This is a genomic window from Lysobacter sp. CA199, from assembly GCF_052078715.1.
Taxonomy (GTDB): Bacteria; Pseudomonadota; Gammaproteobacteria; order Xanthomonadales; family Xanthomonadaceae; genus Lysobacter.
Genome location: NZ_JBQJIL010000001.1, coordinates 438684 through 465166, shown reverse-complemented (window position 1 = coordinate 465166; position 26483 = coordinate 438684). Strand labels below are relative to the sequence as shown.

Sequence of the window (26483 nt, the reverse complement as noted above, 5' to 3'; positions counted from 1 at the left end):
CCTCACCCCTCGTTGCCCATAGCCGATGTTCGAGCGTTCCAAAAAGGGCGAACACGCCCTGTTGATCCAGCCTCATGCCGGCGGCGCGCCGGATGAGGACTTGCTGGAAGAGTTCGCCGATCTGGCGCGGTCGGCCGGGGCCTCCGTGGCCGCGGTCCTGACCGCGCGCATCGACCGGCCCAATGCGGCCATCCTGATCGGCAGCGGCAAGCTCGACGAGGTCAAGGCCGCGGCCGAAGCCAGCGGCGCCGACCTGATCCTGGTCAATCATTCGTTGAGCCCGGGCCAGGAGCGCAATCTCGAGCGCCTCCTCGAACGCCGGGTGGTTGACCGCACCGGCCTGATCCTGGACATCTTTTCCCAGCGCGCGCAAAGCGCTGAGGGCAAGCTGCAGGTCGAACTGGCCCAACTCAAGCACATGTCCACCCGCCTGATCCGCGGCTGGACCCACTTGGAACGCCAGCGCGGCGGCTCCATCGGTCTGCGAGGTCCCGGCGAAACCCAGCTGGAAACCGACCGCCGGCTGCTGCAGAAGCGCCTGGAACAATTGCAGAAGCGCCTGGACAAGGTCGAAGTGCAGCGCACCCAGATGCGCCGCGCGCGCATGCGCAGCGAGCTGCCGCGCGTGGCCCTGGTCGGCTACACCAACGCCGGCAAGTCCACCTTGTTCAATGCGATGACCGGCGCGGACGCCTACGCCGCCGATCAGCTGTTCGCGACCCTGGACCCGACCGTGCGCCGGATCGATCTGCCGGGCGGCGGGGCGGTGCTGGCCGATACGGTGGGCTTCGTGCGGGATCTGCCCCATGACCTGGTCGCTGCGTTCCGCTCGACCCTGTCGGAGGCGCGCGAGGCCGACCTGCTGCTGCACGTGATCGACGCCGCCGACCCGCTGCGCGACGAGCGCATCGCCCAGGTCGACGCGGTGCTGGCCGAAATCGGCGCCGGCGACCTGCCGCAGGTGCTGGTGTTCAACAAGATCGACCGGCTCGAAGGCGTGGTCCCGCGCATCGACCGGCCGGGCGAGGAAAAGCTTCGGGTGTTCGTCTCGGCCCGCGACGGCCTGGGCCTGGACCTGCTGCGCACCGCGCTGGGCGAGGCTCTGCAACTGCAGCACCTGCAGGGCAGCGTGCACATCGCCTCGCGCGATGCGCGCTTGCGAGCGCGTCTGCACGAGCTGGGCGCGGTCCGCGCCGAACAGGCCGACGAGCAGGGTTGGACGGTCCAGGTCGACCTGGCCGTGGCCGACGCCCAGCGTCTGTTCGCCCAGGCTCACGGCGAGGCATTGCGCCCCTTGCTTGAGGCGGCCCAGGCCCCCACCTAGAATCGACAGGTTCGCGCGCGGTTCGCCGCGCGCGAGTCGCCGCGGCGCCCATGCGCCGCAGGCCGGTGCCGGCGTTCGCCGCGGCCCGGTGCAGCAGGCGGGACAGGACGTCTCGTCTGGCATCCACTTCTTTTAGGAGCAGGCATGGCCTGGAACACCCCCGGTAGTGACAATTCCGGCGACAACCGACCGTCGCGGCAACGCAAAACCCCAGGCCGCGGCCTGGATGCGCTGATCGAGCCGCTGCGCGGCCTGTTCGGCAACGGAGGCGGCGGCATCCTGCGCTGGGTCGCGTTGCTGATCGGCCTGTGGCTGGTGTTCAACTGCTTCGTGCTGGTGACCGAGCAGGAGCGCGGCGTGGTGCTGCGCTTCGGTACGTTCTCGCGCGTGCTCCAGCCCGGCCCGCACTTCAAGGCGCCGTGGCCGATCGAGAGCGTGAAGAAGGTCAACGCCACCCAGAGCAAGGCCTACAGCGAAACCGTGCCGGTGCTGACCCGCGACGGCAACATGGTCAACGTCGACGTCAACGTCCAGTACCGGATCGAATCGCCGCGCCTGTACCTGTTCGGTTCGCGCACGCCCGAGGAAGTGCTCAAGCAGGCCGCGCAGAGTGCGGTGCGCGAGCAGATCGGCCGCTCCGACCTGGACACCGTGCTCGGCGCGCGCAGCGTGCTGACCACCCAGGTGCGCCAGCGTCTGCAGGGTTCGCTCAAGGATTACGAGACCGGCCTGACCGTGACCGAGCTCAATCTGCCCAACGCGCGCCCGCCCGACGAGGTCAAGGACGCGTTCGACGAGGCCCAGCGCGCCAACGCCGACAAGACCACCGCGATCAACGAGGCCCAGGCCTACGCCAAGAAGATCGTGCCCGAGGCGCGCGGCGAAGCGCAGCGAGTGCGCACCACGGCCGAGGGCTACAAGACCTCGATAGTGGCGCGCGCGCAAGGCGAGTCGACCCACTTCTCGCTGCTGGTCGAGCAGTACAAGAACGCGCCCGACGTCACCCGCAAGCGTCTGTGGCTGGACACCGTGCGCGACGTGCTGAGCCAGAACCGCAAGATCATCGGCGGCGATTCGCGTCAGCTGCTGAATGTATCGATCGGCGGCGATCGCGGCGGCGTGCCGGTCACGCCCGGTCCGGTCAGCGTGCCGCTGACCCAGACCGAGATGCTGAGCCCGGTCACCGCGACCGACTCGTCGTCCTCGACCGTTCCCTACGTCGGCCGACCGCCGCGTCCGAAATCCCGCGATGAGGTGATGCGATGAGAGTTCCCGCCCTAGTAGCCGCGGGCATCGCCCTGCTGCTGGCCCTGCTGGGCTCGGTGTTCATAGTCACCGAAGGCCACAGCGCGATCGTGTTCCGCCTGGGTACGGTGGTGCGCGAGGACGTCGGCCCCGGTCTGCGCTTCAAGTGGCCGTTGATCGAAAGCGCGCGCGTGTTCGATCGCCGCCTCAACGTGCTGCCGGCCGAGCCGGAGCGCTACCTCACCGCCGACAAGCTCGACGTAAGCATCGACTTCTTCGCGATCGGCCGGATCGAGGACATGCGCCGCTTCTTCCAGGCCACTGGTGGCGACGAGACCGTCGCGGCCGAGCGCCTGGCGCCGATCATCCGCGATTCGCTGCGCAACGAGATCAACTCGCTCAACCTGCTCGACGTGGTCAAGGGCGATCGCGAAGCGGTGATCGGCAAGCAGTTGGAGACCATCAACCGCGGCGCGGCGACCTTGGGCGTGAAGATCCAGGACATCCGGATCAAGCGCATCGATCTGCCGCAGGACAGCAACGTGTTGTCGTCGGTCTATAACCAGATGCGCTCGCAGCGTCTGCAGGTAGCCAGCCAGTTGCGCGCGGAAGGCTTCGAGCAGGCGCAGGCGATCCGTTCGGCGGCCGACCGCGACAAGACCGTGATTCTGGCCGAGGCCGAGCGCGACGCGCAGCGGATGCGCGGCGAGGGCGATGCCGAGGCCACCCGCCTGTACGGCGAGGCCGCTTCCAAGGATCCGTCGTTCTTCGTCTTCCAGCGCAGCCTGGAGTCGTATCGCAAGTCCTTCGCCGACGGCCAGAGCGTGATCCTGCTCGACCGCGACGATCCGTTCCTGCAATACCTCAAGTCCGATCGCTGATCGGACATGGTCGGTGAATTGATCCGTGCACTGTGCCTGGTCGCAGTGCTCGAAGGCCTGTTCCTGTTCGTCGCGCCGCGCGGTTGGAAGCGCGCGGCCGAACAGTTGCAGGCGTTGCCCGACAAGCAACTGCGCATCGTCGGCGGCATCGTCGTCGCGGTCGGAGTGATCGCGTTGTGGGCGTTGCGCGGCGGCTGATCGGCCGCGCGCCGCGCGATCGTCTACCTCTTGTCTTGCGAACGCGACCGGCCCAGGCCGGTCGCGTCGTTTCGTCATGACGCCGGATGACGCGGCGCGTAGTGCAGCGCGACGATGCCGCAGTCGAAACGGATCGAGTCGAGCAATCGCAACGGCCGTTGCGTACCGTCGGCTTCGAACAAGCGCGTGCCGCCGCCGAGCAGGGTCGGATTGACCAGGATCCGATATTCGTCGATCAGCCCCGACGCCATCACGCTGCGCGCCGCACCGGCGCCGGCGAACAACGCCAGGCCGCGATCGGATTGCCGTTTGAGATCGCCCAGAACGCCGCCGACGTCGCCGCCGATGGCGTGCGAGTTAACCCAGTCGCTGCGGTAATCCGAATTCGACAGCACGTACTTCGGCAAGCGGTTCATCAACTGCGCGGCTTCGCGATGGCGCGGGCCGATCCCGGGCCGCGACGCGGCGTCGGGCCAGTACCGCGCCAGCAATTCGTGCGCCTTGCGCCCGAAGATCATGCCGTCGATCGAGCGCAGTTGATCGTTGATGTAATCCTCGAACGCCGGGTCGTCGTCGCCGGCGAACCAGTCGATGCCGCGCTCGCGGTCTTCGATGTAGCCGTCCAGCGATACATTGATGGATAGAAAAAGCTGGCCCATGCGATGCTCCTCATCGGGCGCCGGGAGCGCCTGTCTTAGTCGAGCGACGAACCGGACGGCGCCGATTCGACTCGGAGCGGTCGCGCGAGCGATCCGCGTTAAGGCCCCGCTCACGCCGGCGCCGCCTGGATCAGAACAAGAACGGCGTCGACGACGACATCGAGGCCCGTCAGGCGCCCGCGCGGGACCAGTACGGTCCTGAGCGTTTGAGGTCGCCGGGTGCGACCGCCCGGCGATGGCGGGTGCGGCGTAAGGCCGGGTCCGCCTTTTCTCCCTCGGGGCCGACCGGCCGGCATCGGGGCGATCCGGGCCGATAGGGTCTTCGGGGCGTGGTTGCGGCCGCCGCCGTATGAATGGATCGGCGCAAATACCGTCGATCGACCGACTTCGAACCGCCCCGGGCCGTTTTGGACCGTTTTTGGGGTGGCCTTGGCCCCCGGAAGTCCGGATAATGCACAAAAGCCGGACGGGGCCATCCCCGCCGGCTTTTTTCCGTTCATGGTCCTGTGGCGCGGCATCGGCTGCGACTGGACCGGGACGGGTCTCGCGGCGATCGCCGCTTTATCAGCAAAGCGCAGGAGTTTGGACTCATGGGTCAGTCAGTCGTCGTTCTCGGTGCCCAGTGGGGCGATGAAGGCAAGGGCAAGATCGTCGATCTGCTGACCGAGCGGATCGGTGCGGTCGTGCGTTTCCAGGGCGGCCACAACGCCGGCCACACCCTGGTGATCGGCGGCAAGAAGACCGTCCTGCACCTGATTCCCTCGGGCATCCTGCGCGAAGGCGCGTTGTGCCTGATCGGCAACGGCGTGGTGCTCAGTCCGGCCGCGCTGCAAAAGGAAATCGGCGAATTGGAAGCGACCGGCGTGGAAGTGCGTTCGCGCCTCAAGATCAGTCCGGCCACGCCGCTGATCATGCCGTACCACATCGCCCTGGATCAGGCGCGCGAGAAGGCCGCCGGCGGCAAGGCCATCGGCACCACCGGCCGCGGCATCGGTCCGGCGTATGAAGACAAGGTGGCGCGCCGCGGCATCCGCGTGGCCGATCTGCATTACCCGACTCAGCTCGCCGAGCTGCTGCGCAGCGCGCTGGATTATCACAACTTCGTGCTGACCAAGTACCTGGGCGTGGAAGGCGTGGACTACCAGCAGACTCTCGACGAGGCGCTCGCCTTCGGCGAATACGTCGAGCCGATGAAGTCCGACGTCGCCGGCATCCTTCACGAGCTGCGCAAGCAGGGCAAGCGCGTGCTGTTCGAAGGCGCGCAGGGTTCGCTGCTCGACATCGATCACGGCACTTATCCGTACGTGACCTCGTCCAACACCACCGTCGGCGGCGCGCTCGCCGGCACCGGCGTGGGCGCGGACTCGATCGACTACGTGCTCGGTATCGCCAAGGCCTACGCCACCCGCGTCGGCGGCGGTCCGTTCCCGACCGAACTGGACGACGAAATCGGCCAGGGCATCCGCGACCGCGGCCAGGAATACGGCGCCACCACCGGCCGTCCGCGCCGCTGCGGCTGGATCGACATCGTCGCGCTCAAGCGCGCCGTTGCGATCAACGGCATCACCGGCCTGTGCATCACCAAGCTCGACGTACTCGACGGCATGAAGACCTTGAAGATCTGCATCGCCTACGAATACCGCGGCAAGCGCACCGAATACGCGCCGCTGGACGCGGCCGGCTGGGACGAGTGCACGCCGGTGTACCTGGAATTCCCGGGCTGGGACGAGAACACCCACGGTATCACCGAGTGGGACAAGCTGCCGCCGGCCGCGCGCGCGTATCTGCGTGCGCTGGAAGAACTCGCCGGCTGCCAGGTGGCGATCGTCTCCACCGGTCCGGACCGCGACCACACCATGGTGTTGCGCGATCCTTGGGCGTAAGCCCCACGGCGTCCGCAGCCCTGGTTCGCCCGAGAGAGCCCCGCAATCGCGGGGCTTTTTCGTTGCCCGCGTTCGCCGCGATTGGTGCCCATGGCTCCCTGCTGTCGGGTCTAAAGCGAACCCATCGGTGCTTGATGCGACTGTATCGTGTGGCCATCGACCCCTAGGTGCCTTCGCGATGAACACTGTCTCCGCCACGTCCGAATCCGCCGTCGCCGCGATCGCCGGCAAGCGCGTGCTGATCGTCTACGCCCATCCCGAACCCGAATCCTTGAACGGCGCGCTCAAGGACGCGATGCGCGAGCACTTGCTGGCGCGCGGACATCAGGTCGAGGTCAGCGATCTGTACGCGATGCAATGGAAGGCCGGCGTCGATGCGGCGGATTTTCCCCAACGCGACCCGGCCGCGAAGTTGGTGGTGCCGGTGGATTCGCGCCGCGCGTTCGACGGCGACGCGCTGACCGCGGACGTGCGCGCCGAACAAGACAAGCTGCGCTGGGCCGATGCGCTGATCCTGCAGTTTCCGCTGTGGTGGTTCTCGATGCCGGCGATCCTCAAGGGCTGGTTCGATCGCGTCTATGCCTATGGCTTCGCCTACGGCGTGGGCGAGCATTCGGACCGGCATTGGGGCGATCGCTACGGCGAGGGCAGGTTGGCCGGCAAGCGCGCGCTGGTCTCGGTGACCGCCGGCGGCTGGCAGGAGCACTACAGCCCCCGCGGCATCAACGGGCCGATCGAAGACATGCTGTTTCCGATCAATCACGGCGTGCTGCATTACCCCGGATTCGACGTGTTGCCCTCGTTCGTGGTGTATCGCACCGGCAAGGTCGACGGGCCGGCGTTCGCCGCGATCCGCGAGCGGCTGGGCGAACGCCTGGACCGGTTGTGGACCGACGCGCCGATTGCCTATCGCCGGCAGAACGCCGGCGACTACGAAGTACCGGCGCTGACCCTGCGCCCGGGGTTGGAGCGGCCGGGCACGCACGGTTTCGCCCTGCACGTGGGCGACTCAGCGGGAGCGGTTTTCGAATAGGGCGTCGGCCCGGCCGAGCGGCCGGCCAGGTCGATCCCAGGCCAGGCCGCGCCCGGGGCTAGGGTCGCCCGGTCTATGCGTTCAGGTCGTTCACCCGGATTTGCCTTCTCGCTCAGACGTTCCCTTGACATACCCTCCTCTTAAAATGTGATCTATGACACGTTTATAGTGTGTCTTAGTTCCGATTCGGCCTGGCCGGACGGCTGCAGGTCGATGGAGCCGCTCCCGCACGGGACCGGAACTCCTGCCCAGGATGGCGACGACCGCGCGGCCAGTGATGGCGCGGTCGTTCGTCAGGGGGAGTCCGTCCGATGTTCGTAGTCAACACCCAGTGCCCGCCGCGTCGCGCGGGCCTGTCCATGCTCGCCCTGGTGATCGCCGGGGCGGCGCTGCCGGCCCAGGCCCAGGTCCAACGCACCTTCGTCAATCTCGGTTTCGAACAGCCCGATCTGGGCACCGGTGCTTGCGTGGGCTTCTTCGCCGGGCCGGCCCAGGTGACCGGCTGGAACACCACCCATCCGTCGGGCAATGCCGGCGGTTGCGGGGTGACCGCCAATCCGGCCACCGGCCCGCTGGTGGAGCTGTGGGGCAACAGCTTCAATGCCACCCCCGCGCGCGCCGGCAAGCAGCACGCCGAACTCAATGCCAGCCGGGCGTCGCGCATCTACCAGAACATCTGCCTGACCAACGGCGAGGTGATCACCTGGCGGCTCAGCCACCGCGGACGCGATTCGGCCAGCACCCCGGACGTGATGAGCTTCGGCATCAACGCCAGCGGCAGCACCACCACCGCGGTCACCAGCCAGATCGCGCGTATCGGCACCACCAACAACGGCAGCGACCGGGTCGACACCGTCGGCACGCCGTCCTCGGCGACCCTGGGCACGCTGACCATCGGCGGCACCAGCAACGGTTGGCGCGATTACAGCGGCAGCTTCACCTACACCGGCACTTCGGCCGTGCAACAGGTGGGGTTCGCCGCCGACAGCAGCAGCGGCGGCATCTCGTTGGGCAATTTCCTCGACGAAATCCAGATCACCCTGCGCCCGTACGTCGAATTCGACGCGGCCAGCTACACCACCCGCGAGGGCCAGACCGCGGTGTTGCCGCGGCTGCGCATCATTGGCACCGTGCCGGCCGGCGGCATCGTGGTGCCGGTGCGGATCACCGGCGGTACCGCGGCGCGGGGCAGCGACTACACCGTGACCAGCGGCAGCGGCGACATCGTCAACGTCGGCATTCCGGCCGGCACTTACGACAACAGCCTTTTCGCGCTGCCGGTCGTGGTCGTCGACGACGCGGTGATCGAGAACAACGAAACGGTGACCTTCGCCGCGCAGACCAACGCCAACGATTACACCCTGACCTCGACCACCGCCTGCGGCACCAGCGCGACGGGCCAGGCCACCGCGACGCTGACCATCGTCGACAACGACGTGGATCTGCAAACTACCAAGCAACTCGACACCAGCGCGCCGCCGGTGCCGGGCGGCAACGCGGTGTTCGTCGTGACCTACCGCAACAACACCGCGCGGCCGACGCTCGCCGACACCGCCGCGCACGATGCGGTGGTGAGCCTGTCCGACGCGGTGCCCGTCGGGCTGACGTTCGCCTCATGGACCTGCACGCCGGTCGGCGCCGCGACCTGTCCGGCCGCCAGCGGCAGCGGCGCGATCGGCGGCACCGCGACCTTGCCGGCCGGCAATGCCGCCGCCGGCTCAGGGCTGACTTATCGGATCACCGCGACTCTGGGCGCGGGGCAATGCGCGCGGATCGTCAACACCTCCACCATCGCCGCCGACGCGCCGTTCGCCGAAGGCAGTTCTGCGCAGAGCGACTTCATCACTCCGGCGCCGGGCGGTAATGCCGACAACAGCGCCAGCGCCACGGTCGATGCAGTGTGCGTGTCGCTGTCGTTGAGCAAGAACGACGGCAACGCGAACTACACCCCGGGTTCGCAGGCCGACTATCTGGTGCGCGCGTGCAACCGCAGCGGCCCGGACGCGGCCGTCGACGCAGTCGTCAACGATCCCTTGCCGCGCGGCGCGACTCTGCGCGCGCCGTGGTCGTGCGCGCCCAGTACCGGCAGCGGCACGTGTCCGAGCGGCGGCGGCACGGTCGGCGCCAACAGCATTTCGGTAAGCGGCATCGGACTGCCGGTGGGCGCTTGCGTGGATATCAACGTGCCGGTGCGCTTCAGCGCGAATCCCGCGGATTATTGAATGCAGCGATGATGGCGACGAGGGCCGTGCACGGCCCCCGTCGCTCACGCACGGGCCGGGCTTATGCTGTGTCGTCTGCACGCACTCGTGTCGCGGTGCCGGCAATCCGGGTGAAACATGCGCGAAGCAGATCGAGCGCCATTGCGCGATTGTTTACGTCGAGCGCTAGGCGACGAGCGTTATTTCAGGTTCGTCTTGCGCGGTAAGGAAGATCGCCTGCTGTGGTGGCAGGAACGGGTCTGGGCCGAGTTCGTCGCCGAGCAGCCGCGGTTCGCCTGCACTCCGCGGCAACTGCTGGCGACGCTGCGCCATTGCATGTTGCACGAGGTTGCGATGCTGCGCGGAACCACCGCGCCGTTTCTGGATTTGTCGGTGTCTAGCGAGTACCGGCGGGTCAAACCGCGGCACTTCGCCTTTGCCGACTCGGGTAGGGTGATCGACGAACGCGAACCCCATGAGGGCATCGGTGAGGGGTGGTTCTGTCCACGATGCCGAACGGTGGAAACCGAGTGGATCGTCGAAGACGCGAAGGCGCCGATACCGGCGGATTGGCGGCAACGCCGTTTCGAACGCGATCGGCTCCAGGACGAACTGTCGCGATGATCGCATGCGTACGCAGCCATGCGCGTGCGCGATGGACTGCCGGCGGAACCGGGCGTGCATTGGCAACGCAATTTGGCCGGATTCATCGACCGATACGAACATGGCGATGAGTGCTGGACGTTCGAAAATCTCCCCACCGACGCAAGCGGCATCGCCGATCGCGCGGGTTTCGTCCTGCGCCGCGCCGGCGCGGTGAAGGCCAAATTCCACGCTTTCGGCCGTTGAGCGGCCTCCGCGGCGAGGCTCGGCGACCGCTCAATGGTGCGAAATTGTGATAACCAACCGCGTTATCGCGCCGTTGCTCGCTCGCCGCGTTGGTCGCGTGTTTCAGCGGCTCACACTTTCCACGAGCCCACTGGCTGCCTGACCGCGACGTTGAGCCGGTTCCAGACGTTGATGTTGGCGATGGCGACCACCAACGCAGCCAGCGCCGCTTCGTCGTAGTGCCGCGCGGCCTCGTCCCAGATTTCGTCGGACACCGATTCGGGACGGTCGCTGATCCGGGTCAAGGCTTCGGTCAGTGCCAGCGCGGCGCGTTCGGCCGCATCGAAGTACGGCGCCTCGCGCCATGCCGCCACCGCGAACAGACGCTCGTCGCTTTGGCCGGCCTTCTTGCCCATCTTGGCGTGCATGTCGACGCACACGCCGCAGCCGTTGATCTGGCTGGCGCGCAGTTCGATCAGGATCAGCGTGGATTCGGGCACGCCCTTGTGTTCGACCGAGGACTTCAGCGCCCACAGCGCCTTCATCGTCTCGGGCAACACCACGGCGGGGTTGTTCATGCGGGCTTGGATGTTCATGGGCGGATCTCCTGTCGAGGGTCGGTTCGGTTGGGTGTGTTGCGCGTTCATAGGTCTGACGAAGCAGGCGGCGCTGGCGTGACATCGGCGTTGCCGGCGATATCGCGCTTGCATAGCGGCCTTACTTGGGACTGACGAACGGGCGGATGCGAACGTGACCTGCCCGATGGGAAATATTCTTTTGATGGCTCGACGCAGGGATGGCCTGGGTCTGGAAGCCTTCGGACTGGATCGCGATCCGACCGAAGAGCGTCGGGGCTGAAGCCCCTCCCACAAAAGCTGGCCAGAGCTCGCAGAAGCTCGTCTGGGGCAGCGTCGCGATGCGCGCCAACAAAGCCACGGCGTGAGCGAGAAGTCTTTTATGGGAGGGGCTTTCAGCCCCGACGCCTTTCGCTCCGAAGCTCGCAGAAGCTCGTCTGGGGAAGCGTCGCGATGCGCGCCAACAAAGCCGCGGCGTGAGCGAGAAGTCTTTTGTGGGAGGGGCTTTCAGCCCCGACGCCTTTCGATCTGATCATCGCGATCCGACCAGTGAGCACTGCGGCTACAGCGCCCACGACAAGCACTTACTTCAATCGCTGCAACAACTCCTTAGCCACGTCCGCCGCCGATCCCGGGTTCTGCCCGGTAATCAGTTCGCGATCGACCACCACCTTGGAGGTCCACGGCTGGGTATTGCTTTGATAACGCACGCCGGCTTGTTCCAACGCGGTCTGCGGATAGAACTTCATCGCGCCGCCGCCGAGCTGCGGCTTGGCGATTTCTTCTTCCTGGTTGCTGATGACAGTGACCTGATAGCCGGCGTAGATCCACTGCGGCGGCGCCTTGACGCGGTCGTCGGCGGCCAGGCGGGCGGTGAAGCCGGCGGCGTCGGGCAGGGTGGACAGCAGCGCGATCGGGCCGTGGCAGACCAGCGCGGTGGTCTTGCCCTTGGCGTGGAAGTCGCCGAGCAAGCGACCCAAGGCCGGGCTGCTCAGCAGATCCTGCATCGGCGCATGGCCGCCGGGAATATAGACCGCATCAAAGCGGTCGTAGCCGAGTTGCTCGATACGCGCCAGGCTAACCACCGGCGATTTCTCCGGCGCGGTCAGTGCCAGCGTGTCGAGCAGCGCCTGATGCGCGCGCAGCGCCTGCGCATCGCCGCCGAAGTACATCGCATCGACCGAGCCGCGATCCAGGGTCGGCGCGCGGCCTTGCGGCGTGGCGAAGGTGATGCGGTGACCGGCGTCCATCAGCGCCTTGACCGGCTGCATCAATTCGTTGAGATAAAAACCGGTGGAGAATGTCTTGCCGTCCTTGAGGTCGAGGCGGTCGGCATCCGACAGCACCACCAGTACGTTGCCGGCGTGCGCGCTGCCGAAGGACAGGCCCAGGGCGAGCGCGGCGGCGAGGATCGATAAGGTTTTCATGGAAGTCTCGTTGGAGTGGAGGCGTCAGGCGCAGGTATCCGGCGCGGATAACCAGGCCGCGGCCGGCTCAGGCCGCGCCGCGCGCCAGCAGCAGTTCGCGCAGTGCGGCGCCGACGCCGCCGGCCGATTGCGGGTTCTGGCCGGTGATCAGGCGGCCGTCGACCACCACCTGCCGGGTCCAGTCGGGCGCGGCCTGATGCAGCGCGCCGCGTTCGCGCAGGGTGCTGGCGAGCAGGAACGGCACCACCTGGGTCAGGCCGACTGCGTGTTCTTCCTCGTCGGTGAAGGCGCTGAGCCGCTTGCCGTCGACCAGCGCGGCGCCGTCGCTCAGGCGTACGTTGACCAGCGCCGCCGGGCCGTGACACACCGCCGCGACCGCGCCGCCGGCTTCGAAGATCTCGCGGGTCAGCCGCTGCACCGCGGCGCTGTTCGGAAAGTCCCACATCGCGCCGTGGCCGCCGGCGAAGAAAATCGCCGAGTAGCGCGAGGCGTCTGCGTCGTCGAGCTTCATGGTCTGGCGCACCGCGGCGCGGAAACCGGCGTCGTTCCAGTAGCGCGCATTGAGCGCATCGTCGACCTCCAGTCCGTCCACCGGCGGCTCGCCGCCCTGGATCGAGGCGAACTCGACCGCGATGCCCGCGGCCTCCAGTTCGGCCAGGGGGTGGGTGACTTCGCCGAGGTAATAACCGGTCGGCTGGCCGGTGGCGCCCTTGACGCGGTGGCTGGTCAGCACGAACAGCACGGGCTTGAGCGACTGCGAGGTATTGGGGTTCATGGCGGCTCCGATGGGTGGGGATGGCGGCCACTGTATTGATTCCGTTGATGGAGATAAAATCCCGCGAAAGAAAATCATTTGTTCTTCAGGAGCAAAGATGGGCCGCCGATTCGACCACCTGGGCGACGTGGAGACTTTCATCGCGGTGGTCGAGCAAGGCTCGCTGACCGCCGCGGCGGTGGTGCTGGCGACCACCCCGTCGGTGATCAGCCGCGCCATCGTCCGCCTGGAGAACCGCCTGGGCACGCAGCTGCTGCGCCGGACCACCCGTCGCCAGGGCCTGACCGACGCCGGCCGGGTCTATCTGGAACACGCCCGCTCCGCCTTCGCTCTGGTCGACGACGCCGAGCGCTCGATCCAGGGCGAGGGCGAAGAACTCAGCGGCCGGGTGCGGCTGAGCGTGCCGACCACCTACGGCCACTATCGTCTGCCCGCGGTGCTGCAGCGTTACGCGCAGCGCTATCCCAAGGTGGCGATCGAACTCAATATCGCCAACCGCAACGTCGACCTGGTCGCCGAGGGCTACGACCTGGCGATCCGTCTGGGCCAGTTGCCCGACAGCGGACTGGTCGCGCGCAAGCTCGAAGACGCAGCCTTGTGCGTGGTGGCCTCGCCGGCCTACCTGCAACGCGCCGGCGTGCCGCGCACTTTGCAGGATCTGTCCGCACACCGATGCCTGCCGTTCGAGATGCCGAGCACCGGACGCATCGCGCAATGGCAGTTTCGCGACGAACAGCGCGATATCGACTGGACGCCCGACTCGTTGCTGCGGGTGTCCGAGGATGTGCTCGGCGTGGTCTCGCTGGCCGAACACGGCGCCGGCGTTTGCCAGACCTACGACTTCATCGTCGCCGACCGGCTGCAGCGCGGCACCCTGGTCGAAGTATTGCCGCAACTGCGCGGACGTTCGCGTCCGTTCTCGTTGATCTATGCACCGCACCGGCGCTTGTCGGCGGCATCGCGCGCCTTGATCGATCTGCTGGCCGGGCAGGAGTGAAGCGGCCGCTCCGAGGCGATACGGGGCCGTGTAGTGCGCGGACGCATGCGGCGCGCGCGAAGGTTTTCCCTAACCGCCGCTAAACCCGAACGTAGTTATTTGTTTCAGCAGGTGGCAATGCCACCGGCTTTAAACAACTCTTAAAGAACGCGGGCTAGTTTCGCGACGTGCGAACAGCGCGGCCGTGCCGCTCGCGCATCCCCACATCCAACAGGACCCTCTTCATGCGTATCGTTCGCGTCGCATCGCCGTTGCTGTTATTGCTTCCCTTCGCGGTATCGGCCCAGGTCACCAAGGAAGGAGAAGAGCGCGCCGATGTCGCTCCCTCCAGTTGGAGCATCGGTGTCGCCGCGGGCATTCGCAACGAACTCTACGCGGGCGAGGGCAACCACACCCGCGCGATCCCGTTCTTCGGTTACGAGGGCGAGCGCTTCTATTTCCGCGGCATCAGCCTGGGCTACCACTTCGTGAAGACCGACAGTTTCGTGCTCGACGGCTTCATCTCCGGCCGCCTGGACGCGATGGACGCCGACGATTTCGGCCGCCGCGAACTGGCCCGCCGCGGGATTAACCGCGACCTGCTCGAAGACCGCGACGACAGCGCCGATGCCGGCGCCTCGGCCAGTTGGCGTGGCAGCGCCGGCGAGGTCCAGTTGGAGGTCAAGGCCGACATCGCCGACGTCAGCGGCGGTTACGAGGTCGATCTGAGCTACAGCTACCCGATGCAGGCCGGCGGCTGGTTGCTGACGCCCACCGTCGGCGTCAACGCCTTGTCCAAGGACCTGGCCAACTACTACTACGGCACCTTGGACAAGGAAGTCGCGCGCGGCGTGATCGACTACAAGCCCGGCAGCGTGACGATTCCTTATGTCGGCCTGACCGTGGCCAAGCCCTTCGCCGAGAAGTGGCGTGTGATCGCCAACCTGAGCTATCAGGTGCTGCCCGACGACATCACCGACAGCCCGCTGGTGGCCGAGGACACCGACGGAGTGGGGCAGTTGTTCATCGGCGTAACGCGCAGTTTCTGAGCGCGGCCGCGCGGCCCTGCGGTATGAGGCGCAGGGCCGCGATCGTCCGCAGGCGATCGCACAGGAGTCCGAACCATGCAGCAAACCGCAGTGCCCGCATTGCGGCCGTCCGGCGCCGGCTTGTTGGAACGCGCCGTTACCCGTCTGCTGATGCGAACGGTACGGATCGATTCGGTGCAGGCGCCGGATCCGGATTTCCGCCTGATCGCGATGCAGGGCGAAGCGCTCAAGGGCTGCGACTGGTCGCCCGGCGACAAAGTCCAGCTCAAGCTCGACGGCGGATTGCAGACGCGGACGTACACGCCGATCGAATTCGATCCGGTTGCCGGCCGCATGCGCATCCTCGCGTATTGCCACGGCGCCGGTCCCGGTTCGGATTGGGCGCGCGGGGCCGCCGCGGGCCAGGTGCGTTCGCTGTTCGGTCCGCGCAGCTCCCTGAATCTGCAGAACCTGGCCTCGTGCACGGTGGTGTTCGGCGATGAGACCTCCTTCGCCCTGGCCGCGGCGTTGATGCGCGAGGAGCCCGGTTTGCGTTGTGTGTTCGAGGTCGGCTCGGTGCCGCGGGCGCGGCGCGTGCTGGACGAGCTCGGACTCGACGCCGCGCGCCTGATCGAACGCCGTGGCGACGACGCGCATCTGGACGAGACGCTGGAAACCATCCGGCGCAGCGCCGAGATCCGCACCAGTTTCGTCCTCACCGGCCGCGCGCCGGCGATCCAGCGGATCGCGCGCGCGCTCAAGGCGCAGGGACTGGGCACCGGCCCGCTGCGGATCAAGCCGTACTGGGCGCCTGGGCGAACCGGACTGGATTGAGGCGCCGATGCGACCGCCCACGGTCTGCCTGCGCGCATGCCGGCGGCGATTTAGTGCGTCCGATCGCCGATTGAGGTAGCGTCGGCGTCAGGCCGGACGGACCGAGCCGTGGCATGGAGGCCGATCATGAAATATCTGCGGCGATTGTTCTGGCTGGCACTGGCCATCGCCGCATCGATCGCGTTGGCGCTCGCTGCGATCGTGCAGCCTTTCGTTTCGCCGCGCGCGACGCATCCGCCGGCCGCCGATCCGCAACGTCTGCTCGCCGACGTCAGGCATCTGTCGGTGGAGCTGTATCCGCGCAGTTACGATCAATTCGAAACCATCGATCGGGCCGCGCGCTTCATCCACGAAGAACTGCGCCTGACCGGTGCGCGCGTGTCCTACCAGGACGTGTCGGTCGAGGGCGTGGTCTATCGCAACGTGATCGCTCGCTTCGGCCCCGAACACGGGCCGGTACGGGTGTTCGGCGCTCACTACGATTCTTTCGCCGATGTCGGCCAGGGCAGCGACGATCCGCGCGGTTACTCGCCCAAGACTCACACCCCGGGCGCCGACGACAACGCCAGCGGCGTGGCCGGTCTGTTGGAACTGGCGCGCATGTTGGGCCGCGGCGAACAGACCCGGCCGATCGAACTGGTCGCCTACACGCTGGAAGAACCGCCGCATTTTCGCAGCGAGCACATGGGCAGCGCCTGGCACGCGCGCGCGCTGCGCCAGGCCGGGCGCGAAGTCGAGTTCATGCTGTCGTTGGAGATGATCGGCCACTTCAGCGACCGCCGCGGCAGCCAACACTATCCCGTGCACGGCATGCACCGGCTGTACTCGGAGCGCGGCGATTTCGTCGCCCTGGTCGGGCGCATGGGCGACTTCGGCGCCACCCGCCGGATCAAGGCGACCATGGCCGGCGCCGGCGACCTGCCGGTGCGTTCGATCAACGCGCCGCCGCTGCTGGTGCAGGGCGTCGATTTCTCCGACCACCTGAGTTATTGGCACGAAGGCTATCCGGCGCTGATGGTCACCGACACCTCGTTCCTGCGCACCGACACGTATCACCAAGCCAGCGATACCTACGACAAGCTCGACTACGCGCGCATGGCCAAGGTGGTGCAGGCGGTGTATGCGGTGAGCCAGCAACCGTGAGCGACGCTCGGACCGATCCGGTTTTTTTGCCGGCGCAGCATCGCCCGAGGATCAATTGCCGGCGTCGCTGTGCGAGGCGTTGTTCGACGCCATCAGCAGCAGCCTGGATGCCCTGGAGCGCGTCGGGGCGCTTGACTATCGCGAGCTCGCGAAGGAGCGCCGTTACAGCGCCGTAATCGGACCCAGCGGTCAGATCGTCATTACGTTCCATGGCGGCGCGGCGCGGATCGAGTAGCGCAGCGCGAGCGTCAGTCGATCCGGTACACCCGCGCCTTGGGTGTGTCCTCGTCGACCTGCAGGAACCAGCGGCCGGCGACGCCGGGCACCACCACGATCTCCGGCGTGGTCATGGGCTTGGGCAATTTCATGCTGCCCTTGAGCACTTTCCATTGCTGGCCGTTCTCCAGCTCGAACACGGTGCCCGGCTCCCAGCCGGCCACGTCGTGCTTGAGGCGGCTCTTGATCGGCTCGTCGTTGAGGCCAATGAACTGGCCGGCGCCGGCGGGCTTGGCCGACTTGACCGGCGGCGCGCCCGCGCCGACCGCGGGGCCGGTTTCCGGCACCGCTTCGGCTACCTGCGGCGTGGGCTGCTGATCGGCTTCGCGCAGCATGCGGTTGAGCTTGGCCAATTGTTCGGCCGACAAACCGACCTCGCGCAATTGTTCGGCGCTCAGGCGCTGCTCGATCTCGACATAGGGCGGCTTGGCGGCGGCCGCGAAAGACCAGGCCAGCAGGGCCAGCAGCAGGGAAACGAGCTTGAAAGAGCGCATGGGATTGCCTGTGTCTGGGGCCGGTATCTGGACAGGTCCGCTATGGAGACTGCCGCGGCGGGATGCAGGCAATTTATGGCCGTTGCGTGACAATTGAGAGACAGGGCGGCTGAGGTGGGGCGGGATGCGGGGGAGCGTGTCGGCTACGCTCCGCGACGTTTCGGTATTTCGACCGGACCTTGCGCGGGATTGCACGGGGCGGTTGTAGGAGCTGCGCGAGCTGCGACCGCGACCGTGCAACTGCGACGGACTTTCGGCGCAGCGGCGATCCCGCGGCCGCGACTTGCGCCGCTCCTGCATCGCGCATCGCTCCGCGTTCGCGCAGTTTGCTCGGGCAGACCGCAACGGGCGCCGAAATCGCAGCCGAGCGCGAAAATTCGTGAGACCGGCGAGGCAACGCAAACGCGAACGCCGTCGCGCGGATTCAGCAGTCGCTTCACAACCGCATCGGCGAATCCGCGCCGTCGTCGCAGAAGCGAAAACCTCGAAAAATAAGCGGCGCTACACGGCGCTCGCGCGCCCGCGCAAGCTCTAGCCTGGGGCACCGTCAATCGGGCGGGATTTAAGGAAGGATCCGCAATGAAGAAGTTCTTGCTCGCGCCGCTGCTCGCCGCTTCGCTGTTCGCCTCACAAGCCTCGGCCGCGCCGCACACCGAACTGATCTACGGCAGCGGCTTCTGGGGCGACCAGACCACCGCGACCGTGGTCGCGATCAACCAGGCCATCGCCATCTGCCAGCAGTCCGGCGGCAGCGTGCTGTTCGGCTATCAGGTCACCAACGTCGGCTTCTTCCATCCGAACTGGTACGTCACCGTGTCGATTCGCTGCCAGTACCTGTGATCCGTGCCGCGACGCCCGCATCGGCGTCGTGAACGCCAAGGGCCTCTCGCGAGGTCCTTGGCTCCAAGGCGGCATGGCGCGGTTTTACAGCTTCCAGCCGAACACGTTCCACACCCACATCGCATACACGGCGACGGCGAACACCAGCACCGCCAGGGTATGACGCAGCTTGCGCCATGCGCCGACTTCGCCGGAACGCCACAGCGGCCACAACAGGGCCAGATCGACCAGGGTCAGCAACACCGGCAGCAGCGCCAGCCACAGGGCCGCGCGCAACAGCGTGGTCGGGTAGCTGTAGATCGCCTCGTTGCCCGCCGACATCAGCTGGGCGAAGCTGGCGCCGAACAGCACCGCGAACAACAACCACGCCGCGGCGGTGACGCCGAGCCAGCGCGTGCTGCGCGCGGCGGCGGAGCGATCGCCGCGGCTGGCGCGGCGGCGCAACCACAGTCCGGTCAGCACGCCCAGTGAGGTCAGCACGCTCAAGGCCAACAGCAGATACAAGGTATTGGCACTGTCGAACTCGCCGGCGCGCAGAAAGACGTCGTGACCGTAGGGCGAGACGAAACCCACCAACGCGCCGTTTTCGCGCAGGAACGCCAAGCGTCCGGAACCTTCCACGGCGCGGAACACGTCGGCCTTCTCCCACACCCAGCGCGAGGTTTCATCGCCGGCGGTGAGGGTGAGGTAACCGTCGTCGGTCGCGCCCAGATCGGCGTTGGAGGCGGTCAGCAATTTCTCGAACTGGCGATGGTTGCGGCGTTCGCTGAGGTACTTGCCCAGGTAGGGCTTGATCGTCGCGGACGCGTCCTTGGCGGGCACCGGCAGTGGCGCCGGCCGCGCGCGTTCGAAGTAGTGCTGCAGCAGCAAGCCCGGCAATTCGGCGGCCAGGCGCGCGCCGCTGTCGGTGTTGGTGGAGACGAACACACCCAAGCCCAGTTCCGGTACCGCGACCAGGTTGGAGTGGAAGTACAAGGTCGCTCCGCCGTGCTCCAGGCTGTGGACCTGGCCGTACTGACGGCGGAAGAAGCCGTAGCTCAGGCCGGTCGCATCGGGCGCGTTGGCGAACAGCGGCCCGGCTTCGAGCCGGGCGAAAGCTTGCGCGGGCACGATGCGCTGGCCGTCGAGTTCGCCATGGTTGAGCAGCATGCGCAGGTAGCGCGCCATGTCGGCCGCGTCGCTGGACACCGAGCCGGCGGGAGCCACCGAGGCGATGTATTCGAAACCGTGTTTCTTGAATCCGCCGTCCTTGCGCTGATGCCCGTCCGACCACAGGCCCTTGAACGCGGCGCCGCTGTCGCGCGGATCGGCCGCGCCTAAGGGTTCGCGGAAAGTGGTGCGGCGCATGCCCATCGGCGCGAACAGGTCGCGTTCGATCAGGGTTTCGAACGGTACTCCGCTGACTTGCGCCAACACTTCGCCGAGCAGGGCCAGGCTGTAGTTGGAATAGACCGCGCGCAGGCCGGCCTCGCGCACGCGCGCGGGGCGGTGGCGGATCAGGTAGTCGTGCAGCGAGGCCGCATGCTGCGGATCCTTGGCGAACAGATGGCCGAAGGCGGAATCTTCGTAACCGGCGGTGTGGGTCAGCAGATGGCGCAGCAGCACCGGTTTATAGCCGTCCTCGGGCAACTTGAGGTCTTGCGGCAGATAGTCGTTGACCGGTGCGTCGAGCTTGAGCTTGCCCGCTTCGATCAGCTTGACCGTCTCCAGATAGGTGAAGGTCTTGGACACCGAGCCGATCCGGAACAAGCTGGCGTCGGGCGCGACCGGCCGCGCCGGTTTTTGCGAAGCCAAGCCGTAACCGCGCAGCAGCAACGGCCCTTGCGCATCGACCACCGCGACAGTGACGCCGGCGATACCGAAGCGCCGCCGGTAGGACTCGACCACGCCGTCGACATAGGTGCCCAGGTCCTTGGCGTCCAGCCGCGCGGCCGGCGCGGTGGCCGCCAGGGGCTGCGCCGGCGCGTGCGTTACCGGCGAGGGCGGCACCGATGAAGGCCGCGGCGTCTGCGCATGCAGCGCGCCGATCGTTGCCGTCAGCGCAGCGACGGCGAAACATCTCAGGTACGACCACTTCATGTTCGTCCTCCAGGTCGATAAGCGATGGGCTGCAGCGCGGCGGGCGGACTCAGGCGTCCGCGCCGCAGTTGCCACAAACCCCAGGTCAGCAATGGCAGCACGTACACCGCCAGCAGCAGATAGGACAAACCGCGATAACCGCTGGCGATCAGATCGACCAGGCCGAAGCGGTCGGCGAGAAAGATCGAACCGGTCAGCAGCGCGCCGGCCACGGCCAGGCGGCCGCGCTTGGGCAAGGCCTGTCCGCGTCGCGCGCGCCAGGCCGATTCCACCCGTTGATTGATCGCATGCACCGCGCCGGTACCGCTTTCGAGCAAGGCCGCGAAGATCATCAGCTGGAACACACTATGAAACAGCGGCAGGCCCAACCGTTGCAGCAGATAGTCCGAAGGCAGCGCCTGATCGGCGATCTGCGGATAGTAGGCGACCATGCAGACGAAGAACGCCAGCGCCGGTAGCATCGCCAACGGCCCGGCGATCAGGCCGGCGACCACGGCATCGCGGCGGCTCAGGAAATGCCGCGCGATCGGCAGGATCACCACCGCGCCGATGATGTTGTAACCGGCATAAGTCAGCCCGTTAAGCGCCCAGCCCGTTTCCGGCTGCGGCGCGGCGAACTGCACGGCGATGCGATCGCCGAAGCGGCTCAGCGCCAACACGACGAACACCGCGTAGACGCCGTAGAGAAAGAACGAGACCCACTTGAACAAACGTTCCACCGATTCGTTGCCGAAGCTGACGAACGCGGCGATGCCGATCATCAGGCACAGCGTGCCCAGCAACGGCGGCCAACCGAACAAGCCCGCGCCGATCGCGCCGGAGGCCGCGCCGAACACCGCCAGCAGCACGATCAGCAAGGCCAGATACGCCAGCTCGAACACGCCCCAGAACCGGCCGAGCAAGCGTTGGAAGAACGCGCGGTAATCGTAGGTCGCCGCGGCGTGGGCGTAGGCGAAGGTGGCCATGCATACCGCGCTCCATACCGCCATCGCCAACAACATGCCCTTGATTCCACCCCAGGGTCCGCCGGGCAGAAAGAACTCGGCCAGTTCGCGGCCGGTGGCGTAGCCGCCGCCGATCACCACCGCCTTGAACGCGAAGCCGGGCAGCAGGAAACGTTGGAACCACGAACCGGCGGCGGAGGGCATGGGCATGTCTGGTGGAGGAGAGGCGGCGAAGACTCAGGCCGGAGCGTTCAAGCAGGCGCGTACCAGCGCCTGCAAGGACGCGCCGCCGCGGATCGGATCGGCGACCGGCAGGCCCAGCCGCGCGCTTTCGCTGTCGATCAGCGCGCGCGCTTGCGCCTCACCGAGCTGCGAGGTGTTGAGGCTGATCCCGGCGCAGCGGATCGCCGGATTGGTGCGCCGGCCCAGGCGCAGATTCAGATCGATGGTCTCCTCGATCGACGGCAGCGCGTAGCCTGGATAACCGAGCAACTCGTCGCGGCCGGGTTCGTGGCAGACCACGATCACATCGGTTTGGCTGCCGTGCAGCAAGGCCAGCGACACGCCGGCATACGCCGGATGCGACAGCGAACCCTGACCTTCGATCACGTCCCAATGCTCGGGCGCAGCGTTGGGACTGAGCAGTTCGGCCGCGCCGGCGGCGAAATCGGCGACCACCGCATCCAGCGGCACGCCGCGTCCGGCGATCAGCACGCCGGTCTGGCCGCTGGCGCGGAACGTCGCGTCGACGTCGAGCTCGCGCATCGACCGGGCCAACGCCAGAGCCGTGTATTTCTTGCCCAGCGCGCAATCGGTGCCGACCGTGAGCAGGCGTTTGCCGCTGCGTTTGCGGCCGGTGCCGGTGGGCAGGTTCGGTGGCGGTTCGCGCACGTCGATCAGGCGGCGGCCGTGGCGCCGGGCCTGTTCGCGCAGCAACGCGACGTCGCTCAGACGCGTATGCATGCCGCCGATCAAGTCCAACCCGTCGGCCAAGGCCTGCGCGAGCGGTTCCAGCCAGCTGTCGGGAACGACTCCGCCGACGTTGGCCACGCCGATCACCAGCGCGCGCGCGCCGGCGGCGTGCGCCTGCCGCGGCGACATGGGCGGCAGGCCGACGCTGACTTGCGCGTCGGCCAGCGCGTACTCGCCCACGCAACGTTCGCGCGCCCAGTCGCGCAGGCCGAAGGCGGTCTTGGCGAACGCAGGATGGGCGACGTCGCCGAGAAACAGCAGATACGGTTGCGGCAGATCGAGGGCATCGTTGCGGTTGTCGGGGGCGATGGCGAAGTGCATGCGGGCTTCCGTGAGAGTCGCGGCCGCCGGATGCGCGGCCGCGGGGAGGGCGTGAGAACAGCGTCCGTGCGCGCCGCTCAGAACCAAAGATCGAATTCCAGGCCGACCGTGCGCGGCTGCAGCTGGTTGGCCTGCCACTCGACGACTTGGTTGGTGGTGCCGCTGCGCACCGGCGACAGCGAGGTGTAATCGCGCCGGTCGCCGAGGTTGCGCACGTAGGCGCGCAGGGTCCAACGGCCCTTGGAGATATCGGCGTTGAGATTGAGCTGACCGCTGGCGCTCAGCGGTGCGGTGTCCGGATTGCTGTCGACGTTGGTCTTGCGCTTGCCGAGCCAGTGATAGCCGCCGCCGACATGGCCGGACATGCCGCGCGGCAGGGCGAAGTCGTAGTCCGCGCTCAGCGCCCAGGTCCAGCGCGGGATGCCCGGCAAGGTGTCGCCGGACTGGCCGTTCAAGGCCGGCGCGGCGTCGATCAGATAGGCATCGGTGTAGGACGCGTTGAAGCCCAGGCGCAGACTCGGCGTGAGCTTGAACGCCGAGGTCAGCTCGATGCCGCGGCTGCGCGCTTTGCCGGCATTGGTGAGATAGGTCAGGCCGTTGGGCGTGGCGGCCGAGAGCTGGATGTCTTTCCATTCGATCTGATACGCGGCCAGATCGATCGAAGCACGGCGCTCGAACATCAGCGCTTTCCAGCCCAGTTCGTAGTTGACCAGGCTGTCGGAATTCACCGTCTTGGGCACGCCGGGCAGTGCCAGATTCGGCCCGCCGGGGCGATAGCCGCTGGCGATGCGCAGGTACAGCATGCTGTCTTCGTCCAGATGCCAGCGCGAACCGAACAGGTAGGTGGTGACGTTCTCCGACGACTCGCCCGGCGTGGTGCCCGGCGCGACCAGACTGCCGGCGGAGATGATCTGCTTGAAGTCCTGTTCGTTGCGCGCGTAGCGCAGACCGGCGGTGACGTCGAAGCGATCGTTGAACTTGTAGGTGAGGTTGCCGAACAGCGCGGCCTCTTGATAAGTGGAAGGCAGATCGGCGACCAGCAACGGATTCAGGCCCGCGATCGGCACGCCGGCGAAGGACTCGGCGCTGGCTTGCTGGTGATTGGCCGACTTTTCGCGGGTATAGAAAGCGCCGAGCATCCATTCCACCGGACCTTCGGATTTCGAAGCCAGGCGCAGTTCCTGGGTCCATTTCTTCAGGTCCAGGCTCAGCGGGAATTCCGATACGCCCTCCGGTTCGCCCAACAGCGGGAACAGCGGCCCGTAGACCTTGCTCAGATCGTTGACCTGCAGGGTCGAGGTCTTGGAGTAACTGGTGGCCGAGACGAAATCGGCCCATTGCACATCCCAGTTCAAGGTCGCGGCGAAGTAGTCGACCTGCTTCTCGAAGCGTTCGCGCACCGGCTTGCCGGTGACGTCCTCGCCGAAGGTCGGCCGGCGGCTTTGCGCATCGAGCAGGATGGTGCTGTTGTCGTCGGCGTCGACGGTCTGATGCAGCCCGGTCAGCTTCAGGCGCACCTTGTCGTTGGCTCGCCACAACAACGAGACGTGGCCGCTGCGCTGGCGGGTGTCGTTGATGTGCTTGCGTGAGTCGAGCGCGTTGTCGATCCATCCCGGGGTGTATTCGTTGGCGAAGGAGGCGCGCAAGGCCAACTCGCCCTCGATCAACGGCGCGTTGAGGCCGGCGCGCGCGTTCCAGCCGTTGTCGCCGGCGCCGCCGATGGCCGAGATTCCGGCGCCAACGCGGCCTTCGAAACCGTCCAGGTCGGGATCCTTGAGCACGTATTTGAGCAGTCCGCCCATCGCGCTGGCGCCGTACAGCGTGCCTTGCGGGCCGCGCAGCACTTCCACGCGCTGGAGGTCGTAGGGCAGAAGATCGAGCACGAACGCGCCGGAGCGGGCGAAGTTGCTGCTCGAACCCAGCGGCGTGTCGTCGATGTAGGTGCCGACCACCGCGCCGGGGCCGACGGTGGGAATGCCGCGCAGCGAGACCGCGGTCTGGCCGGGAGTGCCGCCGTCCTGGATGGTCATCGCCGGCAAGTAACCGTTCAAGTCCGACAACTGGGTGACGTGCTGGTTTTCCAGTTGTTGTTCGCCGACCACGCTGATCGAGGCGGGCACCTTGCGCTCGTTCTCGCTGCGTTTTTGCGCGGTCACGGTGACCGTTTCCAGCGTGGCCGAGGGCGCGGCGGTTTCGCGCGCGGGCCGGTCGGCTGCGGCCGCGTTCGCGTCCTGGGCGATGGCCGCGCAGTTCCACGCGCCCAGGCTCAGGCCTACGGCCCAGGCGAGCGCGTTGTGCGGGCGACGGAAGATGGCGTGCGGCATGGTGACCTCCCCGGGTAGCGGACTGCTGGACGGCGCGCGACCGACTGGGGTCAGCGCCAGACTTGGCCGAGCAAGCGGCGGAAATTTCCGCCGAGCACGGCTTCGATGTCGCCGTCGCCGTAGCCGCGGCGGATCAGGGCTTGGGTGAGTTCGAAGATCTTGGTCGGGCGGTCGAAACCTTCGATATCGATGCGTTCGCGGAAGCCGTAACTGGCCTTGTACGAGGCCTTGAGCGCCTTGAGCTGATCGGCCGGCAGTGCGTCGTAGCCGTACAGATCCGCGTCCGAGCCGATCCCCACGTGTTCGATGCCGACCAGCCTGGCGACGTGATCGATGTGATCGACCAAGCTGTCCAGCGTGGTGGGTTCCTTGGCGCCGACGAACATGCGCACGCCGGTGATGCCCATCACCCCGCCTTTGGCGGCGAGCTTGCGGATCGCCTCGTCGCTCTTGAGCCGCGGGTGATCGTTGAGCGCGCGGCAGTTGGAGTGAGTGATCGCGATCGGCCCCTTGGCCAGTTCGATCGCGTCCAGCGTGGTGCGTTCGCCGCAATGCGAGACATCGATCAGCATGCCGACCTTTTCCATCTCCGCGACGATCTCCACGCCGTAGTCGCTGAGTCCGCCGTCCTCGCGTTCGGTGCTGCCCGAGCCGATCACGGTCTGGCTGTTGTAGGTCAGCTGCGCGCAGCGCAGGCCCAGGCCGTGGAAGAATTTCACGTCTTCCTTGTGGCGGAAGTGTTCGGCGTTCTGCACGCCGGAGATCACCGCGATCTTGCCCTCGCGCTTGGCCCGGTCCAGATCGCCGGCCTGTCCGACCAGGGTGAACAGATCGCTGCGACGGGCGATGAAGCCGTGCCAACCGGCCAGATGCTCGGCCACGCGTTCGCGCGCGTCCGGCCCGCCCAGGCCCCAGGAGTTGTGGAAGACGTCGATGCCGCTGAGGCGGAAGTCGGCGACTTGTTGCTCGGTCAACGCGAAGGCATAGGCGTCTTCGCGCAGATCCAGGCGCAGCGGCGCGAGCATGTCGATGATCAGCGCGCGTTCGACGATGGCGCGCGCGCGGCTGGAAAATTTGCTCAGGTCGGCGGCGGCGCGCGGCCGGGCGTTCGCGGCGAGCGCATGCATCGGCAACGCCAGCGCGGCCGCGGCCGCGGCCGCGGCCGCTTGCAGCAATCGGCGGCGGCCGAGTCGGACGGAGGATGAGGTCATGATCGCGGGCCT

At 67.2% G+C, this 26483-nt stretch carries 25 protein-coding genes; 14 read left to right on the top strand and 11 right to left on the bottom strand.

The window, feature by feature from the left end:
* Positions 1-25: 25 nt before the first annotated feature.
* The 4 genes from hflX to ACTOWJ_RS02190 all read left to right on the top strand — a co-directional run bounded on the left by hflX (position 26) and on the right by ACTOWJ_RS02190 (position 3648).
* Entirely contained in the window at positions 26-1324 is a 1299-nt protein-coding gene (hflX, locus tag ACTOWJ_RS02205) for a ribosome rescue GTPase HflX (RefSeq protein WP_441332937.1), read from the top strand.
* 144 nt (positions 1325-1468) lie between these two features.
* The gene (gene hflK / locus ACTOWJ_RS02200; RefSeq protein ID WP_441332936.1) at positions 1469-2590 is read left to right on the top strand and encodes an FtsH protease activity modulator HflK; all 1122 of its coding nucleotides are present in this window, start codon (positions 1469-1471) and stop codon (positions 2588-2590) included.
* Positions 2587-3450: a protease modulator HflC gene (gene hflC / locus ACTOWJ_RS02195; protein ID WP_441332935.1), complete on the top strand. Its 864-nt coding sequence runs from the start codon at positions 2587-2589 to the stop codon at positions 3448-3450. Before hflK ends, hflC begins: the two co-directional genes overlap by 4 nt.
* A 6-nt stretch (positions 3451-3456) precedes the next feature.
* Positions 3457-3648: a DUF2065 domain-containing protein gene (locus ACTOWJ_RS02190; RefSeq protein WP_441332934.1), complete on the top strand. Its 192-nt coding sequence runs from the start codon at positions 3457-3459 to the stop codon at positions 3646-3648.
* Positions 3649-3722: 74 nt separating this feature from the next.
* Here the strand turns inward: ACTOWJ_RS02190 and ACTOWJ_RS02185 are convergent, their stop codons facing one another.
* A complete protein-coding gene (locus tag ACTOWJ_RS02185; protein WP_441332933.1) occupies positions 3723-4307 on the bottom strand; it encodes a dihydrofolate reductase family protein in 585 nt (194 codons plus the stop codon).
* A gap of 590 nt (positions 4308-4897) precedes the next feature.
* Here ACTOWJ_RS02185 and ACTOWJ_RS02180 point away from each other — a divergent pair.
* The 3 genes from ACTOWJ_RS02180 to ACTOWJ_RS02170 all read left to right on the top strand — a co-directional run bounded on the left by ACTOWJ_RS02180 (position 4898) and on the right by ACTOWJ_RS02170 (position 9445).
* A complete protein-coding gene (locus tag ACTOWJ_RS02180) occupies positions 4898-6190 on the top strand; it encodes an adenylosuccinate synthase (RefSeq protein WP_441332932.1) in 1293 nt (430 codons plus the stop codon).
* A 178-nt stretch (positions 6191-6368) separates the two neighbouring features.
* On the top strand, positions 6369-7223 hold the full coding sequence (locus ACTOWJ_RS02175) for an NAD(P)H-dependent oxidoreductase (protein WP_441332931.1): 855 nt from the start codon (positions 6369-6371) through the stop codon (positions 7221-7223).
* A gap of 311 nt (positions 7224-7534) precedes the next feature.
* Positions 7535-9445 carry a hypothetical protein gene (locus tag ACTOWJ_RS02170; RefSeq protein WP_441332930.1) on the top strand — a complete coding sequence of 637 codons (1911 nt, stop codon included), beginning with the start codon at positions 7535-7537 and terminating at the stop codon, positions 9443-9445.
* Between the two features lie 165 nt (positions 9446-9610).
* On the opposite strand, the gene ACTOWJ_RS02165 is transcribed toward ACTOWJ_RS02170, so the two are convergent.
* Both ACTOWJ_RS02165 and ACTOWJ_RS02160 read right to left on the bottom strand, forming a co-directional pair.
* Positions 9611-10258: a hypothetical protein gene (locus tag ACTOWJ_RS02165; protein ID WP_441332929.1), complete on the bottom strand. Its 648-nt coding sequence runs from the start codon at positions 10256-10258 to the stop codon at positions 9611-9613.
* A 125-nt stretch (positions 10259-10383) separates the two neighbouring features.
* A complete protein-coding gene (locus ACTOWJ_RS02160; protein ID WP_441332928.1) occupies positions 10384-10848 on the bottom strand; it encodes a carboxymuconolactone decarboxylase family protein in 465 nt (154 codons plus the stop codon).
* Positions 10849-11048: 200 nt separating this feature from the next.
* On the opposite strand from ACTOWJ_RS02160, the gene ACTOWJ_RS02155 reads away from it, so the two are divergent.
* Positions 11049-11195 carry a DUF6053 domain-containing protein gene (locus ACTOWJ_RS02155; RefSeq protein ID WP_441332927.1) on the top strand — a complete coding sequence of 49 codons (147 nt, stop codon included), beginning with the start codon at positions 11049-11051 and terminating at the stop codon, positions 11193-11195.
* 216 nt (positions 11196-11411) lie between these two features.
* Here ACTOWJ_RS02155 and ACTOWJ_RS02150 read toward each other — a convergent pair whose 3' ends face one another.
* The gene (locus ACTOWJ_RS02150; protein ID WP_441332926.1) at positions 11412-12254 is read right to left on the bottom strand and encodes a type 1 glutamine amidotransferase domain-containing protein; all 843 of its coding nucleotides are present in this window, start codon (positions 12252-12254) and stop codon (positions 11412-11414) included.
* Between the two features lie 67 nt (positions 12255-12321).
* Positions 12322-13029 (bottom strand): type 1 glutamine amidotransferase domain-containing protein, encoded by a 708-nt coding sequence (locus tag ACTOWJ_RS02145; protein WP_441332925.1) that lies wholly within the window; start codon positions 13027-13029, stop codon positions 12322-12324.
* 97 nt (positions 13030-13126) lie between these two features.
* Here ACTOWJ_RS02145 and ACTOWJ_RS02140 point away from each other — a divergent pair, with 97 nt between their 5' ends.
* The 5 genes from ACTOWJ_RS02140 (at position 13127) to ACTOWJ_RS02120 (ending at position 17245) form a co-directional block, all read left to right on the top strand.
* The gene (locus tag ACTOWJ_RS02140) at positions 13127-14026 is read left to right on the top strand and encodes a LysR family transcriptional regulator (protein ID WP_441332924.1); all 900 of its coding nucleotides are present in this window, start codon (positions 13127-13129) and stop codon (positions 14024-14026) included.
* A 224-nt stretch (positions 14027-14250) separates the two neighbouring features.
* Positions 14251-15054 (top strand): MipA/OmpV family protein, encoded by an 804-nt coding sequence (locus ACTOWJ_RS02135; protein WP_441332923.1) that lies wholly within the window; start codon positions 14251-14253, stop codon positions 15052-15054.
* Positions 15055-15129: 75 nt separating this feature from the next.
* Complete coding sequence (locus ACTOWJ_RS02130) at positions 15130-15867, top strand: siderophore-interacting protein (RefSeq protein ID WP_441332922.1); 738 nt, start codon at positions 15130-15132, stop codon at positions 15865-15867.
* A gap of 126 nt (positions 15868-15993) precedes the next feature.
* A complete protein-coding gene (locus tag ACTOWJ_RS02125; RefSeq protein WP_441332921.1) occupies positions 15994-17010 on the top strand; it encodes a M28 family peptidase in 1017 nt (338 codons plus the stop codon).
* A gap of 55 nt (positions 17011-17065) precedes the next feature.
* On the top strand, positions 17066-17245 hold the full coding sequence (locus ACTOWJ_RS02120) for a hypothetical protein (RefSeq protein WP_441332920.1): 180 nt from the start codon (positions 17066-17068) through the stop codon (positions 17243-17245).
* Between the two features lie 13 nt (positions 17246-17258).
* On the opposite strand, the gene ACTOWJ_RS02115 is transcribed toward ACTOWJ_RS02120, so the two are convergent.
* Positions 17259-17780 carry a hypothetical protein gene (locus ACTOWJ_RS02115; RefSeq protein ID WP_441332919.1) on the bottom strand — a complete coding sequence of 174 codons (522 nt, stop codon included), beginning with the start codon at positions 17778-17780 and terminating at the stop codon, positions 17259-17261.
* A 579-nt stretch (positions 17781-18359) separates the two neighbouring features.
* Here ACTOWJ_RS02115 and ACTOWJ_RS02110 point away from each other — a divergent pair.
* A complete protein-coding gene (locus ACTOWJ_RS02110; protein ID WP_441332918.1) occupies positions 18360-18620 on the top strand; it encodes a hypothetical protein in 261 nt (86 codons plus the stop codon).
* An 84-nt stretch (positions 18621-18704) separates the two neighbouring features.
* Here ACTOWJ_RS02110 and ACTOWJ_RS02105 read toward each other — a convergent pair whose 3' ends face one another.
* The 5 genes from ACTOWJ_RS02105 to ACTOWJ_RS02085 all read right to left on the bottom strand — a co-directional run bounded on the left by ACTOWJ_RS02105 (position 18705) and on the right by ACTOWJ_RS02085 (position 26471).
* On the bottom strand, positions 18705-20699 hold the full coding sequence (locus tag ACTOWJ_RS02105) for a serine hydrolase domain-containing protein (protein WP_441332917.1): 1995 nt from the start codon (positions 20697-20699) through the stop codon (positions 18705-18707).
* Entirely contained in the window at positions 20696-21847 is a 1152-nt protein-coding gene (locus ACTOWJ_RS02100) for a YkvI family membrane protein (RefSeq protein ID WP_441332916.1), read from the bottom strand. The genes ACTOWJ_RS02105 and ACTOWJ_RS02100 overlap by 4 nt, the downstream gene beginning before the upstream one ends.
* A gap of 33 nt (positions 21848-21880) precedes the next feature.
* Positions 21881-22936 (bottom strand): DUF1611 domain-containing protein, encoded by a 1056-nt coding sequence (locus ACTOWJ_RS02095; RefSeq protein WP_441332915.1) that lies wholly within the window; start codon positions 22934-22936, stop codon positions 21881-21883.
* 77 nt (positions 22937-23013) lie between these two features.
* Positions 23014-25260, bottom strand: a complete 2247-nt coding sequence (locus tag ACTOWJ_RS02090; RefSeq protein WP_441332914.1) for a TonB-dependent receptor — start codon at positions 25258-25260, stop codon at positions 23014-23016.
* A gap of 50 nt (positions 25261-25310) precedes the next feature.
* A complete protein-coding gene (locus tag ACTOWJ_RS02085; RefSeq protein WP_441332913.1) occupies positions 25311-26471 on the bottom strand; it encodes a dipeptidase in 1161 nt (386 codons plus the stop codon).
* Positions 26472-26483 lie beyond the last annotated feature (12 nt).

Coding starts and splice junctions, on each gene's coding strand:
- hflC (WP_441332935.1), top strand. CDS start 2,587: ATGAGAGTTCCCGCCCTAGTAGCCGCGGGCATCGCCCTGCTGCTGGCC.
- ACTOWJ_RS02185 (WP_441332933.1), bottom strand. CDS start 4,307: ATGGGCCAGCTTTTTCTATCCATCAATGTATCGCTGGACGGCTACATC.
- ACTOWJ_RS02150 (WP_441332926.1), bottom strand. CDS start 12,254: ATGAAAACCTTATCGATCCTCGCCGCCGCGCTCGCCCTGGGCCTGTCC.
- ACTOWJ_RS02115 (WP_441332919.1), bottom strand. CDS start 17,780: ATGCGCTCTTTCAAGCTCGTTTCCCTGCTGCTGGCCCTGCTGGCCTGG.
- ACTOWJ_RS02175 (WP_441332931.1), top strand. CDS start 6,369: ATGAACACTGTCTCCGCCACGTCCGAATCCGCCGTCGCCGCGATCGCC.
- ACTOWJ_RS02110 (WP_441332918.1), top strand. CDS start 18,360: ATGAAGAAGTTCTTGCTCGCGCCGCTGCTCGCCGCTTCGCTGTTCGCC.
- ACTOWJ_RS02125 (WP_441332921.1), top strand. CDS start 15,994: ATGAAATATCTGCGGCGATTGTTCTGGCTGGCACTGGCCATCGCCGCA.
- ACTOWJ_RS02100 (WP_441332916.1), bottom strand. CDS start 21,847: ATGCCCTCCGCCGCCGGTTCGTGGTTCCAACGTTTCCTGCTGCCCGGC.
- ACTOWJ_RS02160 (WP_441332928.1), bottom strand. CDS start 10,848: ATGAACATCCAAGCCCGCATGAACAACCCCGCCGTGGTGTTGCCCGAG.
- ACTOWJ_RS02130 (WP_441332922.1), top strand. CDS start 15,130: ATGCAGCAAACCGCAGTGCCCGCATTGCGGCCGTCCGGCGCCGGCTTG.
- ACTOWJ_RS02105 (WP_441332917.1), bottom strand. CDS start 20,699: ATGAAGTGGTCGTACCTGAGATGTTTCGCCGTCGCTGCGCTGACGGCA.
- ACTOWJ_RS02155 (WP_441332927.1), top strand. CDS start 11,049: ATGGCCTGGGTCTGGAAGCCTTCGGACTGGATCGCGATCCGACCGAAG.
- ACTOWJ_RS02180 (WP_441332932.1), top strand. CDS start 4,898: ATGGGTCAGTCAGTCGTCGTTCTCGGTGCCCAGTGGGGCGATGAAGGC.
- ACTOWJ_RS02090 (WP_441332914.1), bottom strand. CDS start 25,260: ATGCCGCACGCCATCTTCCGTCGCCCGCACAACGCGCTCGCCTGGGCC.
- ACTOWJ_RS02170 (WP_441332930.1), top strand. CDS start 7,535: ATGTTCGTAGTCAACACCCAGTGCCCGCCGCGTCGCGCGGGCCTGTCC.
- ACTOWJ_RS02190 (WP_441332934.1), top strand. CDS start 3,457: ATGGTCGGTGAATTGATCCGTGCACTGTGCCTGGTCGCAGTGCTCGAA.
- hflK (WP_441332936.1), top strand. CDS start 1,469: ATGGCCTGGAACACCCCCGGTAGTGACAATTCCGGCGACAACCGACCG.
- ACTOWJ_RS02140 (WP_441332924.1), top strand. CDS start 13,127: ATGGGCCGCCGATTCGACCACCTGGGCGACGTGGAGACTTTCATCGCG.
- ACTOWJ_RS02085 (WP_441332913.1), bottom strand. CDS start 26,471: ATGACCTCATCCTCCGTCCGACTCGGCCGCCGCCGATTGCTGCAAGCG.
- ACTOWJ_RS02135 (WP_441332923.1), top strand. CDS start 14,251: ATGCGTATCGTTCGCGTCGCATCGCCGTTGCTGTTATTGCTTCCCTTC.
- ACTOWJ_RS02095 (WP_441332915.1), bottom strand. CDS start 22,936: ATGCACTTCGCCATCGCCCCCGACAACCGCAACGATGCCCTCGATCTG.
- ACTOWJ_RS02145 (WP_441332925.1), bottom strand. CDS start 13,029: ATGAACCCCAATACCTCGCAGTCGCTCAAGCCCGTGCTGTTCGTGCTG.
- hflX (WP_441332937.1), top strand. CDS start 26: ATGTTCGAGCGTTCCAAAAAGGGCGAACACGCCCTGTTGATCCAGCCT.